The following is a 16,035-nucleotide window of genomic DNA, read 5'->3' on the forward strand; positions in this document are numbered from 1 at the left end:
GCCATGTTCGAACCGGTGCTTCTCAGGAACGTGGACGTGCCGGACGGCCATCTGCTCGCGACCTACGAGGCCGGCGGCGGCTACCGGGCGCTGGCCAAGGCGCTGCGGGAGCACACGCCCGACGAGATCATCGACCTCGTCAAGAAATCGAACCTTCGCGGTCGCGGCGGAGCCGGATTTCCTACGGGCATGAAATGGAGCTTCGTGCCCAGGCGTGCCGGCAAGCCGAAATACCTGTGCTGCAACGCTGATGAGGGCGAGCCGGGCACCTTCAAGGACCGGATCATCATGGAGCGTGACCCGCACCAACTGATCGAGGGCATGGCGATCAGCGCCTACGCGATAGGCGCCGAAACCGCCTATGTCTATGTCCGCGGGGAATACACGCTGGCGATCGCGCGGCTTGAGCGGGCGATCGCCGAGGCTCATGCGAAGGGTTATCTGGGAACGCGTATCCTGGGCTCGGATTTCAGTTTCGCCGTGCATATCCATTGCGGAGCCGGCGCCTATATCTGCGGCGAGGAGACCGCGATGCTCGACTCGCTCGAAGGCAAGCGGGCGCAGCCGCGTCTGAAACCGCCGTTTCCGGCAGTCGAAGGACTCTACGCCAGCCCGACCGTGATCAACAACGTCGAGACGCTGGCCTGCGTCCCGCATATCGTGGTGCGGGGGGCCGACTGGTTCCGTAGTATCGGACCGGACAAGAGCCCCGGCCCGAAGCTCTATTGCCTCAGCGGACAGGTGCGCAAACCGGGCCTTTACGAGCTGCCGATGGGGATACCGCTGCGCGAATTGGTCTGTGATCATGCCGGCGGACCGCTGCCGGGGCGCCAGCTCAAGGCGGTGATCCCAGGCGGGGTCTCGGCGCCACTGATCCCGGAGCGCAGGCTGGACGTCGGGATGGACTTCGACTCGCTGGCCGCTGCCGGCTCGATGCTCGGCTCGGCCGGGGTCATCGTGATCGACGACTCGACCTGTATCGTCAAAGTCGCCACCCGGATCATCGAGTTCTTCCACCACGAGTCCTGCGGTAAGTGCACCCCCTGCCGCGAAGGGTTGAACTGGGTCGTTAAGGTGCTGCGCCGGCTCGAGGCGGGCCAAGGCGAGCCGGGCGATCTGGAACAGCTGGGGGCGCTCTGCAAGGGCATTTTCGGTAACACGTTTTGCGCTCTGGGGGATGGCGCGGCAATGGGCCTGCGGGCAGCACTGGCGCATTTCGAAGATGAATTCGTCACGCATATCGACGAGCGGAGGTGCCCATTTCACTGACAGGAGCGCAGTAGACGGGAACGCTGTAAGAGAATGACGAGGAAGCCCATGGTTCGCGTCACAATCGATGAACGCACACTGGAAGTGGAGGCGGGCTCCACGGTGCTCCAGGCCGCCGAGCGTCTGGGCATCGACATCCCGACCTTCTGCTACCTGAAGCGGCTGCCGGCGCTTGCTTCCTGCCGCATGTGCCTGGTGGAGATTGAGGGACAGCGGCGGTTGCAGCCTTCCTGTGCCACCGCCGTCACCGACGGTATGGTGGTGCGCACGAACACGCGGCTGATCGAAGAAACGCGCTCTTCCATGCTCGACATGCTGCTTGCCAATCACCCACTCGACTGCCCGATCTGTGACAAGGGCGGCGAGTGCGAGCTTCAAGACATGGTGATGGCATACGGTCCCCGCGCTAGCCGCTTCCGCGATGCCAAGCGTGTGTTCCACTCCCAGGACATCCGTCTCAGCCCGGTCATCATCATGAACGTCAACCGCTGCATCCAGTGCCAGCGCTGCGTCCGGATGTGCGAAGAAGTCGTCGGTGCGGTCGCCTTGGGCACCGTTGAAAAAGGCATGGACACCGCTGTCACCGGCTTCGAAGGTAGTCTCGCGAGTTGCGACCAGTGCGGCAATTGCGTCGAAGTATGCCCGGTCGGCGCGCTGATGAGCTTCCCCTATCGCTACAAGGCGCGGCCCTGGGATCTGGTCGAGACCGACACAATCTGCCCGCATTGCGGCACCGGCTGCCAACTGACCGTCGGTACACGCAAGGGCGAGTTCATGCGGGTCCGCTCGAAGGTGGAGCACGGCGTCAACCGCGAAACGCTCTGCGTGCGTGGGCGCTTCGGCCTCGACTTCGTCGGCAGTCAGGATCGGATCAAGCGGCCGATGATCCGTCGTGACGGGGTCCTGGTCCCGGTTTCATGGGACGAAGCGGGGGACTACCTCCGCCGGCGGCTGGCGGTCGTCGCCAGCAAGACTGCGGGCGGACTGGCCTCGCCGCGGCTGCCCAACGAGGTGCTTTATCAGTTCCAGAAGCTGATGCGCACGACATTCCGGACCAACAATATCGACTGCTCCTCGCGCTGGTCCACGCCCTTTGATGCGCTCGGCCCGTTGGTGGCCGGCTTCTACACGCGCGCGCCGCTGGAGGAGGTGATCGGCAACGACTGTGTGCTTGTCGTCGGTGGCAACGTGACGGACGAAAACCCAGTCACTGAATATTTGCTGCGAGACTGTGCACGGCGGCGACAGACCGGCTTACTCATGCTCTCAGCGCGGCCATCCCGCCTGGACGCGGATGCGCGGGCGGTCGTTCGCGTACCGCCGGGCGGTGAGGCCCAGGGCCTTGCCGCGGTGGTGGCCGGACTGGGGGCGGCTGGTCAAGGATTGCCGGGCGACGGGCCAGCAGCGGTCGCCGACGGTGACGATCCGAACACCCTGGCCGCGGCGCTGCTGGAAGGCCGCAGCGCCACCGTGCTTGTCAGCGCCGACCTCTTGAGATCACCCCTGGCGCGCGCGACGTTGTGCCAGCTCAACAACCTTTTGCAGGTTCTGCGCGCACTCGGTAAGGACCTGGCGATGCAGTTCCTCTTCGACCGTGCGAACCAACTGGGCGCCTGGGACATGGGCGTTTTGCCGACGGTGCTGCCGGGGCTGTGCGCGCTCGCCGATGATGCGCCGCGCGCAACGCTCGAACGAGCCTGGGGCGCCGAAATCCCATCTGAACCGGGCGTGGATTTCGACGCCGTGCTGGAGCTCTGTGACAGGAAGCGCATGGGTGCGCTCTACATCGCCGGAAGCGACCCAATGATGTCCTATCCCGATCGGGGATTCGTGCAGCGGGCGCTTCGTGCCGCCGATCTCCTGATCGTGCAGGACGCCTTCCTCACGGATACTTCCGGCCTGGCAGATGTCGTGCTGCCTGCGGCGAGTTATGGCGAGGAATCGGGTACGTTCACCAACAACGAAGGCCGGACCCAGAAGGTCTGCAAGTTCCGCGAACCCGCCTTCGAGGCGCGGGGCAATCTGGCGATATTCGATTTCGTTGCGGCGCTTCGCGGCCAGGCGCTGCGTCCATCGACCCAAGGCGAAATCTTCGGCGAGATTGCCCGGCTGGTTCCGGCCTACCAGGGGTTGACGCAGGACGGACTTGGCGCCGACGGAGCATTCACGAAGGCGGCCCCCGCGCCGCCAGAAAGCGAGTTCTTCGCCCCCCCGCCAGCCCTTATTGCCGCCGGCGGGCTCATGCTGGTCACCGGCAACTGCCTTTTCCACAACGGATATCTTTCCGAGCACTCGGAGATCCTGAATACCGTCGCGGATGACCCGTATGTCGAGATGAGCGTGCCGGATGCGGCGCAGTTTGGCCTTTCGGATGGCGATCAGGTGGTCGTGCGATCCGCCCACGGCGAACTGACGGCAAAGCTCAAGGTCAACAAGCGTTTCCCCAAGGGCCTCGTGTTCGTTCCCGAAAACTACAGATCGCTGCGTCTAAACAGCCTGCTGCGGCGGGGCGAATACCCATGTCCGGTGGACGTTCAAATGGCGCACGCGGCCTTCGAGATCACGACAATCGCCGGAGTCGGGGCGCAGCCTGCAAATCTGGGCTGAGGCACCGCCCGTCGGCGCCCTGCCCTAACCCTGCACCTTGAGCCGACTTGGTCAGTGATAACCGGTCCCGGCAATATAGTCGTACAACACCTGCTCGTTGCTCATCAATTCTTCGAGGCGGTGTTTGACCACGTCGCCGATGCTCACCACGCCGACAGCAGCACGGCCATCCATGACCAGTACATGGCGCGTGCGCTGCGTGGTCATGATAGCCATAACCGAGGGCAGCAGATCCTGTGTCGAACAGGTCGCCACGCTACGATTCATGATCTCGGCGACCCGCATCAAGGGCGCCTTGGTTCCGTGTTCGGCCACGGCGTTGCAGCAGTCCCGTTCCGACAGCGTGCCCATGCAATCGCCGGGGAAGCGGCTGACGACCACGAAGCCGATATTGTTCTCCCGAAACAGCCGTAGCACTTCCACCATCGTCTGATTTGGAGTGACCGAGACGACCTCGGGAGCCTTGCTCTTCAAAATTTGGCAGACCAGCATCTGACCCTCCTGTCTGCGCGCTCCGGCTTGCCGGCCGGCGCGCCTTCACGTTCGTCGGATATTCCGCCACCAGTTGTACCCCTGCGGCTCGCGCGTCTCGACCAGCACGTCCTGTTCGGTGTTCAGGCGTGCAGCGACCACGCCGCCGCCGCTCGTTGCCTTGCCCGGCTTGGCGAGCAGATCGTCACGACCGATCACCAGCTCAGCTGAGGAAAAACTCGAGAATTCGTACTGTTGGCCAAGCGCGATCGCGTCCGCCGGACAGGCATCCTCACACAACCCGCAGAACAGGCACCGGGCCATGTCGATTTCGAATTTTGCCGGGTGCCGATTGCCCTTCTCATCCTCGTAGGGGATGACCTCGATGCAGTCGCAGGGACAGATCCTCGCGCAGAGTTCGCAGGCTACGCATTTGATCTCGCCCTCGTCGTCGCGCTTCAGGAAGTGGTGCCCGCGGTAACGCGAATAGGGCAACCATTTTTCCTTGTCCGGATACTGCATGGTCACGGGTCTGGAGAACATGTAGCCGAAGGTCAGCGCCAAGGCCTTCGTCAGATCGGCGAAGAACGCCCAGCCGATCCAAATTCCCGTTCTATCCAGTGCGCGCGACATCGTCGCCTCGTTGCAGCCCCCTAAAGGAAAGCAACACCGGTTATGATTATGTTCGCCATCGACAAAGGAAGCAAGACTTTCCACCCGATCGCCATCAGTTGGTCGTAGCGATAGCGCGGGAACGTGAAGCGGAACCAGATAAACACATAGACGAAGAACGCGACCTTGAGCACGAACCAGAGGAACGGTGGCAACGGGACCAGCACGCCGTTCCAGCCGCCGAAGAACAGGATCACAGCCAGGACCGAGGTCAGAAGCATGATGGCATATTCACTGACCATGAAGAATGCAAAGCGGATACCGCTGTATTCGGTATGGAACCCGGCCCCCAGGTCGCCTTCCGCTTCCGCCAGGTCGAAGGGAATGCGCTGCGCTTCGGCAAGGCCGGCGACGAAAAACACGAAGAACCCGACCGGTTGGTAGACGATGTTCCAGACATTGGCTTGCGCCCGCACGATGTCGAGCAGGCTCATGGATTGCGCCAGCATGACCACGCCGATGACCGCGAATCCCATCGGGATCTCGTAGCTGATCATCTGAGCGCAGGTCCTGAGACTGCCCAGAACAGCGTATTTGCTGTTCGCCGCCCAGCCGCCGAAGATGACGCCGTAGACCTCGATCCCGATCACCGCAAAGACGAAAAGCAGCGCCACGTTCATGTTGGAGGCGTAGAGGGTGATCTTGGCGCCGAGCACCGAGGCGGATTCGCCGAAGGGAATTGCGACGAACACCACGAAGGGCGGAGCGAGCGCCAGGATCGGCGCCAATTTGAACAGGAAGCGGTCGGCCTCGGCCGGGATGTGGTCTTCTTTGGTCAAGAGCTTGACCCCGTCCGCCACAGGCTGCAGCAGCCCATGCCATCCCACACGCATCGGCCCCATCCTCTGCTGGATGTGCCCCGCGATCTTGCGTTCCAGCCAGGTCAGCGGCAGGGGCAGCAGCAGCAGGATCGCAATCAGCAACGCGACCTTGAGGACGATCAGCCCAAGAGCAACAACGAGTTCCATGATCCGAGGCCACTCGTTCGACGGGACTTGACCCGCGACCCGATTAGCACTGCACAGTGGTCAGGCCGCGCGAGCGTGGCAATTGCCAACCGCGACGCAACTTGCGCAATGGTATCACAGCCTTGCCATCACTGGCTACGATGCGTGGGACGGGGGGCAGGGCGAAACGAACTGTCATCCAATATTGTCTCGTACATTTTCGATAGAGCGCCTATCCTCGCTTCGGATCAACCGTGAAGTGTCGCAAAGCAGCCTCAAGACGGCGCCCGCGCTTCAATCAGTTTGCCCGGCACCCAGCGTTTTGGGACTGAATATTGCGCGGCGCGGCAACAGCGTTAGGAGCGACCCATGCAGCTCAGTTCAAGCAGCTTTGCGAACGGTATGACGATCCCCCGGCGTTTCACTTGCGACGGTGAGGATCGTTCCCCTCCCCTCAGTTGGACCGGCGCTCAGGCCGGCACCCGCAGCTTTGTCCTTCTCTGCGATGATCCGGACGCTCCGGCGGGCATCTGGCATCACTGGGCCGCCTATGACATTGCGGCCGATTGTGTAGAGTTGGCCGAGGGCGCCGCCCAACACGCCGGCAAGCAAGGCTTCAGGCAGGCCACCAACGATTTCCGGCGACCAGGTTACGGTGGTCCCTGTCCACCGCATCGCCACGGCCGACACCGCTATCACTTCCGGTTGCTTGCGCTGTCGATCGATCACCTGCCGCTCGGCGACAACCCATCGTGTCAGGCGGTCGAACGAGAAGCACGCAAGCATCTCCTCGCCGAGGCGGTTCTCGTCGGAGTATATGAGCGATGATGGACGTCGCTCGTGTGAGGTCGGGCGATTGAGGAAGGCCTGCCTCCGCTTGCGGTGGGCACCGTCATCCAATTGGGCTACTGTGCCTGGATCGAGCACCGCAGAAAGTGGCCGTAGTTTCGCCAAGCGCGTCTAGCGGCCAGACTTCGCTGTTCGGAAGCACGCGTTTCTTGTGAATGGCGCTCGTTTGCCATGACCACACCGATCGTCCTGCCTTGGCCGTTGCAAAGCCTCCTGGAGGCGGTAGCGCGGGCGGTGCTGCAGCCTGGCGACCAGCCTCACATCGATTTCTCGCGACCGATCGGCGAGGCTGGACTGGTATCGCCGGACTCGGTGTCGTGGCGCGTGTTCAAGAACCCGCTCTCGCTGTTTATCGGCGGCGTCACCGCCGTAATCATGGAGCTTGCTGAACCGCGCGTGCGCACTGGCATATGGGAGCATACCTCTTTCCGCCTTGATCCAATTCAACGACTGCACAGCACGGGGCTGGCTGCGATGGTGACGGTCTACGGCCCCCGCACCATGGCCGAGGCCATGATCGCCCGCGTTCGGCGAATACACGACCGCATTGAAGGCGTGACATCGTCAGGCGAGACGTACCACGCCAATTACCCCGAGCTTCTGAACTGGGTTCAGGCCACGGCGGCGTACGGCTTTGTCCAAGCTTATCACGTCTATGTGCAGCAGTTCTCCGCATCGGAGCGCGACCGCTATTACGCCGAGGGCGTCCCAGCTGCGCGCCTTTTCGGCGCCACAGGCGCACCGGGATCGGAAGCCGAGCTTGAAGCGCTGTTCCATGCGACAGCCGGACGGCTGGAGCGCTCGGCCATAGTGTTTGAATTTCTCGCGATCATGCGTTCGGCGCCTATCCTGCCGCTGCCGCTGCGGCCGGCACAGCACCTGCTGGTGGCGGCTGCCGTTGATCTGGTGCCTGGTTGGATGCAGGCGCTGTTGGGGCTCGCCGGGCACGGCTTGCGCAGTTGGGAAGCTGAGGCGATCCGGCGGGCAGGGGCTTTGGCGGATCGTCTCGTCATCGAAACCAACCCGGCCGTTCAGGCCTGCCTACGGATGCGCCTTCCGGCTGACTATTTGTATGTCCATCGCAGCGCAGTCGGCACTAATTTATGATTGTCTTGTTCACGGACTTCGGCTTGCACGGCCCCTACACGGGTCAGATGAAGGCTGTGTTGCACCAGATGGCGCCGGGCATACCGGCGATCGACCTCTTCTCCGATGCGCCGGTCGGCAATCCCAAGGCGTCGGCCTACTTGCTGGCGGCCTATGCGGAGTGGTTTCCTGCTGGAACCGTCTTTCTCTGTGTCGTCGATCCAGGCGTTGGAGGGACGCGGCCGCCCGTCATCATCGAGGCCGACGGTCGCTGGTATGTCGGCCCCGGCAACGGCCTGTTCGAGCTGATCCAGCGCCGGGCGGCTGAGACGTTGGGCTGGGATATCGACTGGACGCCAAAGCGCCTGTCTGCCAGCTTCCACGGGCGTGACTTGTTTGCCCCGGTCGCAGCCATGCTGGCACGCGGTGAGCCGCCGCCCGGAAGGCCGCGTCTTGATGAAGCAGATCGCCGTAGGGACTGGCCGGAGGACCTCGCCGAGATCGTCTATATCGACCATTTCGGCAATGCCATGACCGGCCTGAGGGCGGCCAGGCTGCCGGCGGGTGCAAGGCTCGCTGCAGCAGATCGCGTAGTAGAGGCCGCGACGACTTTCAGCGATCGGCCGCCGGGTACGGCCTTTTGGTACGAGAATTCGAACGGCCTTGCCGAGATTGCCGTCAATCAAGGGCGCGCGGACGGCGAGCTCGGTCTCGCGATCGGCAGTCCTGTGGAAATCGTCCTTTGAACCGGTTGTCAGTTGCGGCGTTTATCTATTGCGATGCGCAAGTCAACGAAACGAAGCCCCGGCGCCGATCTGCCGAAGTTGCAAAAAGGCGATGACAAGGCGCGGGCGACGACCGGCAACAAGCGGCTTGCCGAGCAGATTCGCAAGGTTCTCGCCAAGCACTATGCGAGCAAATACCGGGTGAGGTGAGTTGGTCGATATATCCCAGATCATAGTTTCCCGTATCGCCCCATATCGTTTCGCGACCTGACGGCCGGTTTTCGGGTCAACTTGGTCATATCGAGCCTTCCGCGCCTCGCCATCTTGCGTGTTGAAAGGTCAAGGCGGAGACGAGACGCTCGAGCAGGTGGCTCATTCCTCGATCGTTACGGCAGGTCGCCCGCGCTCGACACATCCGATCACTTTAGCCGACGGATAGCCGCTCTTGACGATTGTCTCGGCCAGCGCGGCAGCGCTGCGGGACTCGCAGGCAATCAGCAGTCCACCCGAAGTTTGTGGGTCGGTAAGAAGATCGCGTCGCCACTCCGGCATGCCTTCATGCAGTCGCACCGCTTCGCTGTAGCTCGCCCAATTGCGCCGCGATGCGCCGGTGAGGAAACCTTGTTCCGCAAGCGACGAGCCTTGTGCAAAGACGGGAACATCTCGGTCGCTGATCATAAGGGTGCAGCCGGAACCGCGCGCCATCTCAAGAGCGTGTCCGAGTAGACCGAAGCCGGTCACATCGGTCATCGCATGCACGTTCGGATCCTTGCAGAGCTCCGACCCGATCCGATTGAGAAGGGTCGTCGAAGCAATCATCTCTTGATAGCCATCAGGCGACAACGCCTGCTTTTTGATGGCCGCAGAATAGATCCCGACGCCGAGCCCCTTGGTCAGGATCAACGCATCTCCCGGCCTGGCTCCCGAATTGCGCCGGATGTCCGCCGGTCGGCAGGTGCCGATCACGGCCAGTCCGTAGATCGGTTCCGGCGAGTCGATCGAATGGCCACCTGCGACCGGTATTCCGGCTGTGGCACAGATGTCGCGGCCGCCCTTCAGGATTTGCCGCATGATGTGCGTCGGCAGCTTCTCGATAGGCATTCCCAGGATGGCCAGGGCCATGATCGGTCGCCCACCCATTGCGTAGACGTCGGAGAGCGCGTTGGCTGCGGCGATCCGGCCGAAGTCGTGCGGATCGTCCACCATCGGCATGAAGAAATCGGTGGTTGCAATCATGCAGGTTGTGTCGTCGATCTGCCAGACGGCAGCATCATCGCCGGTTTCGGTGCCGACAAGGAGTTGCTGAAAGAGGCTGGATTCCGTCTTCTCGGCGAGAAGTTCCTGCAGGACAGAGGGGGCCAGCTTGCAGCCGCAACCGCCGCCATGAGCAAGGCTGGTCAGGCGCGGAGGCGCCTCGGTGATATCGCCCCGCGACGCGGGAGCCGTTTCCAACACCACGCCGCACTGTAGTGCCGCATTGCGAAAAGCGTCAATCGCATTTTCCTGCGCGAACCATTTGCCGACTCCGATCTGCGCCCTAAATCTTCGTCAGTTTGACATTGCGCCAATTCGGCTCAAAATGGCGTCCGTATCTCTGGGTTCTGGATGCCCCTATGGGCATGGAATTCGGGAGGAAATCCAGATGAATGTTGAGCTATCACGGCGCGCGCTCCTGCAGGCGGCAGGCGCGGGTCTCGCCGGCACGACGTTGGGGGCTCTCGGCTTCACCGACATCGAGGCCGCGCATGCGGCGGCGATACGGTCCTTCAAGCTCGCCAACACGACCGAGACGCGCAACACCTGCCCGTACTGCTCGGTGGCCTGCGGCATAATCCTGTATTCGAAGGGCGATCTTAGAAAGGGCGAGCAGGCCGACATCACCCATATCGAGGGCGATACCGACCATCCGACCAATCGCGGCACCTTGTGCCCCAAGGGGTCGGCTCTGCTCGGCTTCGTGAAATCTCCGACCCGCCTGCAGCATCCGATGGTCCGCAAGCCCGGGTCCGACAAGTTCGAGCCGATAAGCTGGGAAGACGCGCTCGGCCGCATCGCCCGCCTGATGAAGGACGATCGCGACAAGAACTTCGTCGCGAGGAACAATGACGGGGTGACGGTCAACCGGTGGATCACCACCGGCTTCCTCGCCGCCTCGGCATCGACCAATGAAACCGCGTTCGCGACCTACAAGGTGGTGCGCAGCGCGGGAATGCTGGTGTTCGACAACCAGGCGCGTGTCTGACACGGCCCCACGGTGGCGAGTCTCGCCCCAACATTCGGCCGCGGCGCAATGACCAATTCCTGGACGGACATCAGGAACACGGATCTTGTTGTGATCATGGGCGGCAATGCCGCGGAAGCGCATCCGTGCGGCTTCAAATGGGTCACGGAAGCGAAGGCCAACCGCGGCGCCAAGCTCATCGTCATCGACCCGCGCTTTACGCGCTCGGCTTCGGTGTCGGATCTTTACGCACCGATCCGCCAGGGAACGGACATCGCCTTCCTGCTCGGCCTGATCAACTACTGTATCCAGCACGACAAGGTGCAATGGGACTATGTGAAGGCCTTCACCAACGCGACCTATGTCGTCAAGGAGGGTTTCACATATCAGGACGGCCTCTTCTCCGGCTATAACGAGGCGAAGCGGGACTACGACAAGTCCAGTTGGGACTATGACATAGGTCCGGACGGCTTTGCCGTCGTCGACGAGACACTGCAGAACCCGCGCTGCGTCTGGAACCTCGTGAAGAACCACGTCTCCGTCTACGCGCCGGAGATGGTCGAGCGCATCTGCGGCACGCCAACGGACAAATTCCTGAAGGTGGCCGCGATGGTCGCGGAGACCTCTTCGCCCACCAAGGCGATGACCTCGATGTACGCGCTCGGCTGGACCCAGCACTCAAAGGGCTCGCAGAACATCCGCGCCATGGCGATGCTGCAGCTTGTTCTCGGCAATATCGGCATACGCGGAGGCGGCATGAACGCGCTTCGCGGCCACTCCAACATCCAAGGGCTGACCGACCTTGGACTGATGTCGAACCTGCTGCCCGGCTACCTCACGCTGCCGACGCAGAAGGAGCCGGATCTGGCAGCTTACATGTCGACCCGCGGCTTCAAGCCGTTGCGACCGAACCAGATGAGCTACTGGCAGAACTACAGGAAGTTCTTTGTCAGCTTCCAGAAGTCGATGTGGGGCGACGCAGCAAAGCCGGAGAACGACTTCGCCTATGACTATCTGCCGAAGCTCGACGTGCCTGGCTACGATCTGCTGCGCGCTTTCGAGCTGATGCACCAGGGCAAGATGAACGGCTATTTCTGCCAGGGCTTCAACCCGCTGCAGGCGGCCCCGAACAAGAAGAAGGTGATCGAGTCCCTCTCGAAGCTCAAATTCCTCGTCATCATGGATCCGTTGGACACGGAGACGGGACGGTTCTGGGAGAACCACGGGCCGTATAACGATGTCGATCCGTCGCAGATCCAGACGGAAGTCTATCAGCTGCCCTCAACCTGTTTCGCCGAAGACGACGGCTCGCTGGTCAATTCCGGACGCTGGCTGCAGTGGCATTGGGCCGGCGGCACGCCCCCCGGCGAAGCCAAGCGCGATACCTGGATCATGGCGCAGCTCTATCTGCGCCTGAAGGAGCTCTACACCAAGGAAGGCGGCGCCTTCCCCGATCCGATCGTCAAGCTCAACTGGCCTTATGCGGATCCCGGCGATCCGAAAGCCGAGGAGCTTGCCCAGGAGATCAACGGCAGGGCGCTTGCCAGGGTGACTGACGCGGCCGACCCGACGAAGGTGCTGGCCGAGGCCGGCAAGCTGCTGCCGGCCTTTGCGGCGCTGCGTGACGACGGCTCGACCGCCTGCGGCTGCTGGATCTATTCCGGCTGCTTCAACGAGAACGGCAACAACATGGCCCGGCGGGATACGAGCGATCCCGACGACGCCGGCTTCTATTCGAAATGGGCGTTCTCATGGCCCGCCAACCGCCGCATCCTCTACAATAGGGCGTCGGCTGACCTAACCGGAAAACCTTGGGATCCAAGCCGCAAAGTGATCGCATGGGACGGCCAAAAGTGGTCGGGTTACGACGTACCTGATATTGTGCCGACGGCGAAGCCCGATCAGGTCGGCCCGTTCATTATGAACCCGGAAGGCGTCTCGCGCCTCTTTACCCGGGGCATGATGCGCGACGGACCGTTCCCGGCGCATTACGAGCCGTTCGAGTCACCGATCGTCAATCCGGTCGCGCCCAAAGTCCGCGGCAATCCGGCCGCCCGTGTATTCGAGGGCGACATGGCCCAGTTTGCCGAAGCGGCTTCCAAGGAGTTCCCCTATGCGGCGACCTCCTACCGACTGACCGAGCATTTCCACTTCTGGACCAAGCACGTCATCGTCAATGCGGTGATGCAGCCGGAATTCTTCGTGGAGATTTCGGAGCAACTTGCAGCCGAGAGGGGCATCACCAAGGGCGGCTGGGTGCGCGTCTGGTCGAAGCGCGGTTCGGTTGTGGCGAAGGCCATGGTGACCAAGCGGATCAAGCCGCTCATCTGCGACGGCAAGACCATTCACATCGTCGGCATACCGCTGCACTGGGGCTTTACCGGAGCGGCGAAGAAAGGCTTCGGCCCGAACATGCTCACTCCCTTTGTCGGCGACGCCAATATCGAGACGCCCGAGTACAAGGCGTTCCTGGTCAATATCGAGCCCGCGCCAGGGCCTGTGGCATAGGAGGAGCAAGCGATGTTTCCTCCCCTTCCCAATCCTTCAACCACGCAGACGGCGCCGCGTTTTTCCGAGAAGGACCTTATCCGCCGCTCGGCGTCGACTGTTCCTGCGCCCGAACAGCGGTTGACGGAAGTCGCCAAGCTCATCGACGTCTCGAAATGCATCGGTTGCAAGGCCTGCCAGACCGCCTGCATCGAGTGGAACGACACGCACCCGCGGGTCGGCGCCTTCACCGGCGCCTTCGAGAATCCTCCCGACCTGACGCCGGACATGTTCACGCTGATGCGCTACAGCGAATGGGACAATCCCGAGACCAACGAGCTCGAATGGCTGATCAGGAAGGACGGCTGCATGCACTGCGCCGATCCCGGCTGCCTCAAGGCCTGTCCAGCGCCAGGCGCGATCGTGCAGTATTCGAACGGCATCGTCGATTTCGTCCACGAGAACTGCATCGGCTGCGGCTACTGCATCAAGGGCTGCCCGTTCAACATCCCGCGCATCTCCACGGTCGACCACACGGCCTATAAATGCACGCTCTGCTCGGATCGCGTCGCGGTCGGTCAGGGCCCGGCCTGCGCCAAGGCATGCCCGACGCAGGCGATCGTGTTCGGCACCAAGGAGGAGATGAAAGGCTGGGCCGCCAAGCGCGTCGAGGACTTGAAGTCGCGCGGCTTCGCCAATGCCGGCCTTTACGATCCGCCAGGCGTCGGCGGGACACATGTGATGTATGTGCTCCATCATGCCGACCAGCCGGAAATCTACTCGGACCTGCCGAAGGAGCCGAGGATCAGTCCGCTGGTGGAGGCGTGGAAAGGTGTGACCAAATATGCAGGCCTGACGGTTTTGGGCGTGGCAGCCGGTGTCGGCCTGCTCCACCACCTGATCATGGGACCGAACAGGGTAACCGAGGCGGATGAGGAGCACGCCGAAGAGTTGACGGAAGGCGACAGCCATGGCCGCCGATGACTTGAAGCCAAACGAACAGATACATCCCGGCAAACCGGTTATCGTGGACCGCTACACGGTGGGGGCTCGGATCAACCACTGGATCACGGCGGCCAGCCTAATCCTGCTCGCCCTGTCCGGCCTTTCGATGTTTCACCCGAGCCTGTTCTTCCTGTCCGGCCTTTTCGGCGGGGGTCAGTTCACGCGCTTCATCCATCCGTGGATCGGTGTCGTGCTCTTCTTCAGCTTTCTTGGGCTTTTCCTTCGGTTCTGGAAGGCCAACCTGTGGAGACGCGAGGACGGAACATGGCTCGCGCGTTTCCGTGACGTGTTGACCAATCACGAGGACAATGTCCCCGAGGTCGGCAAGTACAATGCCGGCCAGAAGCTCGTCTTCTGGTCGATGTCGGTGCTGATTGTGATCCTCATCTCCAGCGGATTGGTGGCATGGGATCAATATTTTTCCCAGTATACGACAATCGATCAGAAGCGCCTGGCCATACTTGTCCACTCAATCGCCGCGGTGGTGATCATCGGCGTCTGGATCGTCCATTTCTACTCGGCCATCTGGGTGCGTGGCACCATTTCCGCCATGACCCGCGGACGGGTGACTGGCGGTTGGGCCTGGCGGCATCACCGCAAATGGCTGCGGCAGCTCGTCACCAAATCGAGAAAGGGAACGAGACCGTCAGGATCGAAGCCCGCCGAATAGAGCTGGCGCTGGCGGGATGACTTTCCGCCCTAGTTTTTGTGTTTGCGCATGATTGTGTGCGCCGGTCAGGCAACCACGTGGCCCGTGCGGTTCGTGAGGTTCGAATGCCAAGACAGATTAATCCGGCCGGATCCGACCCCACCGCCATTGGCGAAGTCTCCGCTCCTCCTTTTGCCCGCCTTCCCGAGCCCGCGCCTCTGTTCTCTCGCCGCGCTGAGCGCTGGAACGCGCTGGCGGCAGGCCATGACCTGGGTCCCTATCTTCGCTTTCTTGCCGCTCTCGCCGATGTGCAGCATCGCATACAGGAAGGCTTGGCGGGGCCGGAGATGCCTGATGCCGCAGCGCGCGAGCGTGCGCGCAGCTTTGGCATGCCGCCGCTCGACCGCGGCAATCTCGCGCCCGACACGGCCGCCGAGACGCTCGACCGCTTGATCGTCGCGGCGTCGGAGATCAAGAAGACGGTCGCCGCGGCCGATGCGCTGGACCGTTTGAAGCAAGCCACTCCGGCGAAGCGTGGCGACATGGTGCGCAATGTGCTTGCCGACGCGATCCCCATGGAGGCGCTCGCCGAGCATGTCTACGTCGCGGCCGCGCTGCAGGTTCACTTCGCCCGCCTCGCCGCCCGCCTCGATGCCCGCGCGCTGGTGCCGGTAGGCGACGGCGCATGCCCTGCCTGCGGCAGCCCGCCGACATCCTCGATCATCGTCGGCTGGCAGGGCGCCCACGGGGCGCGGTTCTGCGCCTGCTCGCTGTGCGGCACATTGTGGAACTATGTGCGCATCAAATGCACGCTGTGCGGCTCGACCAAGGGCATCGGCTACCAGGAGATCGACGGCGGGCCGGGTACGGTGAAGGCCGAGACCTGCGATTCCTGCGGCTGCTATGTGAAGATCCTTCATCAGCATAAGGATCCGGGCCTCGACCCTGTCGCCGACGACGTGGCAACGCTTGGGCTCGACATCCTCGTCCGCGAAGGCGGCTATCGCCGCGGATCCGTAAACCCATTCCTGATCGGCTATTGAGGGC

The 16,035-nt window shown here is 62.6% G+C and carries 14 protein-coding genes; 10 read left to right on the forward strand and 4 right to left on the reverse strand.

The features are described 5' to 3' along the window. Positions 1-3 precede the first annotated feature (3 nt). Entirely contained in the window at positions 4-1,269 is a 1,266-nt protein-coding gene (gene nuoF / locus RFN28_RS03325; RefSeq protein WP_320285949.1) for an NADH-quinone oxidoreductase subunit NuoF, read from the forward strand. A gap of 48 nt (positions 1,270-1,317) precedes the next feature. Then, positions 1,318-3,876, forward strand: coding sequence for an NADH-quinone oxidoreductase subunit NuoG (gene nuoG, locus RFN28_RS03330; protein ID WP_320285950.1), 2,559 nt, complete (start codon positions 1,318-1,320; stop codon positions 3,874-3,876). A 51-nt stretch (positions 3,877-3,927) separates the two neighbouring features. Here nuoG and RFN28_RS03335 read toward each other — a convergent pair whose 3' ends face one another. The 3 genes from RFN28_RS03335 to nuoH are packed head-to-tail and all read right to left on the reverse strand — an operon-like array spanning position 3,928 to position 5,987. Beyond that, complete coding sequence (locus RFN28_RS03335) at positions 3,928-4,368, reverse strand: CBS domain-containing protein (RefSeq protein WP_320285951.1); 441 nt, start codon at positions 4,366-4,368, stop codon at positions 3,928-3,930. Between the two features lie 45 nt (positions 4,369-4,413). Further along, a complete protein-coding gene (locus RFN28_RS03340) occupies positions 4,414-4,980 on the reverse strand; it encodes an NADH-quinone oxidoreductase subunit I (RefSeq protein ID WP_320285952.1) in 567 nt (188 codons plus the stop codon). Positions 4,981-5,000: 20 nt separating this feature from the next. Further along, positions 5,001-5,987, reverse strand: coding sequence for an NADH-quinone oxidoreductase subunit NuoH (nuoH, locus tag RFN28_RS03345; RefSeq protein WP_320285953.1), 987 nt, complete (start codon positions 5,985-5,987; stop codon positions 5,001-5,003). Between the two features lie 348 nt (positions 5,988-6,335). Between nuoH and RFN28_RS03350 the strand changes: the two genes are divergently transcribed. From RFN28_RS03350 to RFN28_RS03365, 4 genes are all read left to right on the forward strand, one after another. Next, a complete protein-coding gene (locus RFN28_RS03350) occupies positions 6,336-6,794 on the forward strand; it encodes a YbhB/YbcL family Raf kinase inhibitor-like protein (RefSeq protein ID WP_320285954.1) in 459 nt (152 codons plus the stop codon). A 192-nt stretch (positions 6,795-6,986) separates the two neighbouring features. Continuing rightward, entirely contained in the window at positions 6,987-7,922 is a 936-nt protein-coding gene (locus RFN28_RS03355) for an oxygenase MpaB family protein (RefSeq protein WP_320285955.1), read from the forward strand. Next, a complete protein-coding gene (locus RFN28_RS03360) occupies positions 7,919-8,647 on the forward strand; it encodes an SAM hydrolase/SAM-dependent halogenase family protein (RefSeq protein WP_320285956.1) in 729 nt (242 codons plus the stop codon). Before RFN28_RS03355 ends, RFN28_RS03360 begins: the two co-directional genes overlap by 4 nt. Before the next feature lie 33 nt (positions 8,648-8,680). Further along, positions 8,681-8,836 (forward strand): hypothetical protein, encoded by a 156-nt coding sequence (locus RFN28_RS03365; protein WP_320285957.1) that lies wholly within the window; start codon positions 8,681-8,683, stop codon positions 8,834-8,836. A 162-nt stretch (positions 8,837-8,998) separates the two neighbouring features. Here the strand turns inward: RFN28_RS03365 and selD are convergent, their stop codons facing one another. Next, complete coding sequence (selD, locus tag RFN28_RS03370) at positions 8,999-10,048, reverse strand: selenide, water dikinase SelD (protein ID WP_320286165.1); 1,050 nt, start codon at positions 10,046-10,048, stop codon at positions 8,999-9,001. Between the two features lie 220 nt (positions 10,049-10,268). Here selD and fdnG point away from each other — a divergent pair, with 220 nt between their 5' ends. The 4 genes from fdnG to fdhE all read left to right on the forward strand — a co-directional run bounded on the left by fdnG (position 10,269) and on the right by fdhE (position 16,031). Next, entirely contained in the window at positions 10,269-13,355 is a 3,087-nt protein-coding gene (gene fdnG / locus RFN28_RS03375; RefSeq protein WP_320285958.1) for a formate dehydrogenase-N subunit alpha, read from the forward strand. Between the two features lie 12 nt (positions 13,356-13,367). Further along, positions 13,368-14,318 carry a formate dehydrogenase subunit beta gene (fdxH, locus tag RFN28_RS03380; RefSeq protein ID WP_320285959.1) on the forward strand — a complete coding sequence of 317 codons (951 nt, stop codon included), beginning with the start codon at positions 13,368-13,370 and terminating at the stop codon, positions 14,316-14,318. Then, complete coding sequence (locus RFN28_RS03385; RefSeq protein ID WP_320285960.1) at positions 14,305-15,009, forward strand: formate dehydrogenase subunit gamma; 705 nt, start codon at positions 14,305-14,307, stop codon at positions 15,007-15,009. Before fdxH ends, RFN28_RS03385 begins: the two co-directional genes overlap by 14 nt. A 104-nt stretch (positions 15,010-15,113) precedes the next feature. Next, positions 15,114-16,031 (forward strand): formate dehydrogenase accessory protein FdhE, encoded by a 918-nt coding sequence (fdhE, locus tag RFN28_RS03390; protein ID WP_320285961.1) that lies wholly within the window; start codon positions 15,114-15,116, stop codon positions 16,029-16,031. Positions 16,032-16,035: the final 4 nt, after the last annotated feature.

The sequence above is a fragment of the Mesorhizobium album genome, assembly GCF_033977205.1.
Taxonomy (GTDB): Bacteria; Pseudomonadota; Alphaproteobacteria; order Rhizobiales; family Rhizobiaceae; genus Mesorhizobium; species Mesorhizobium album.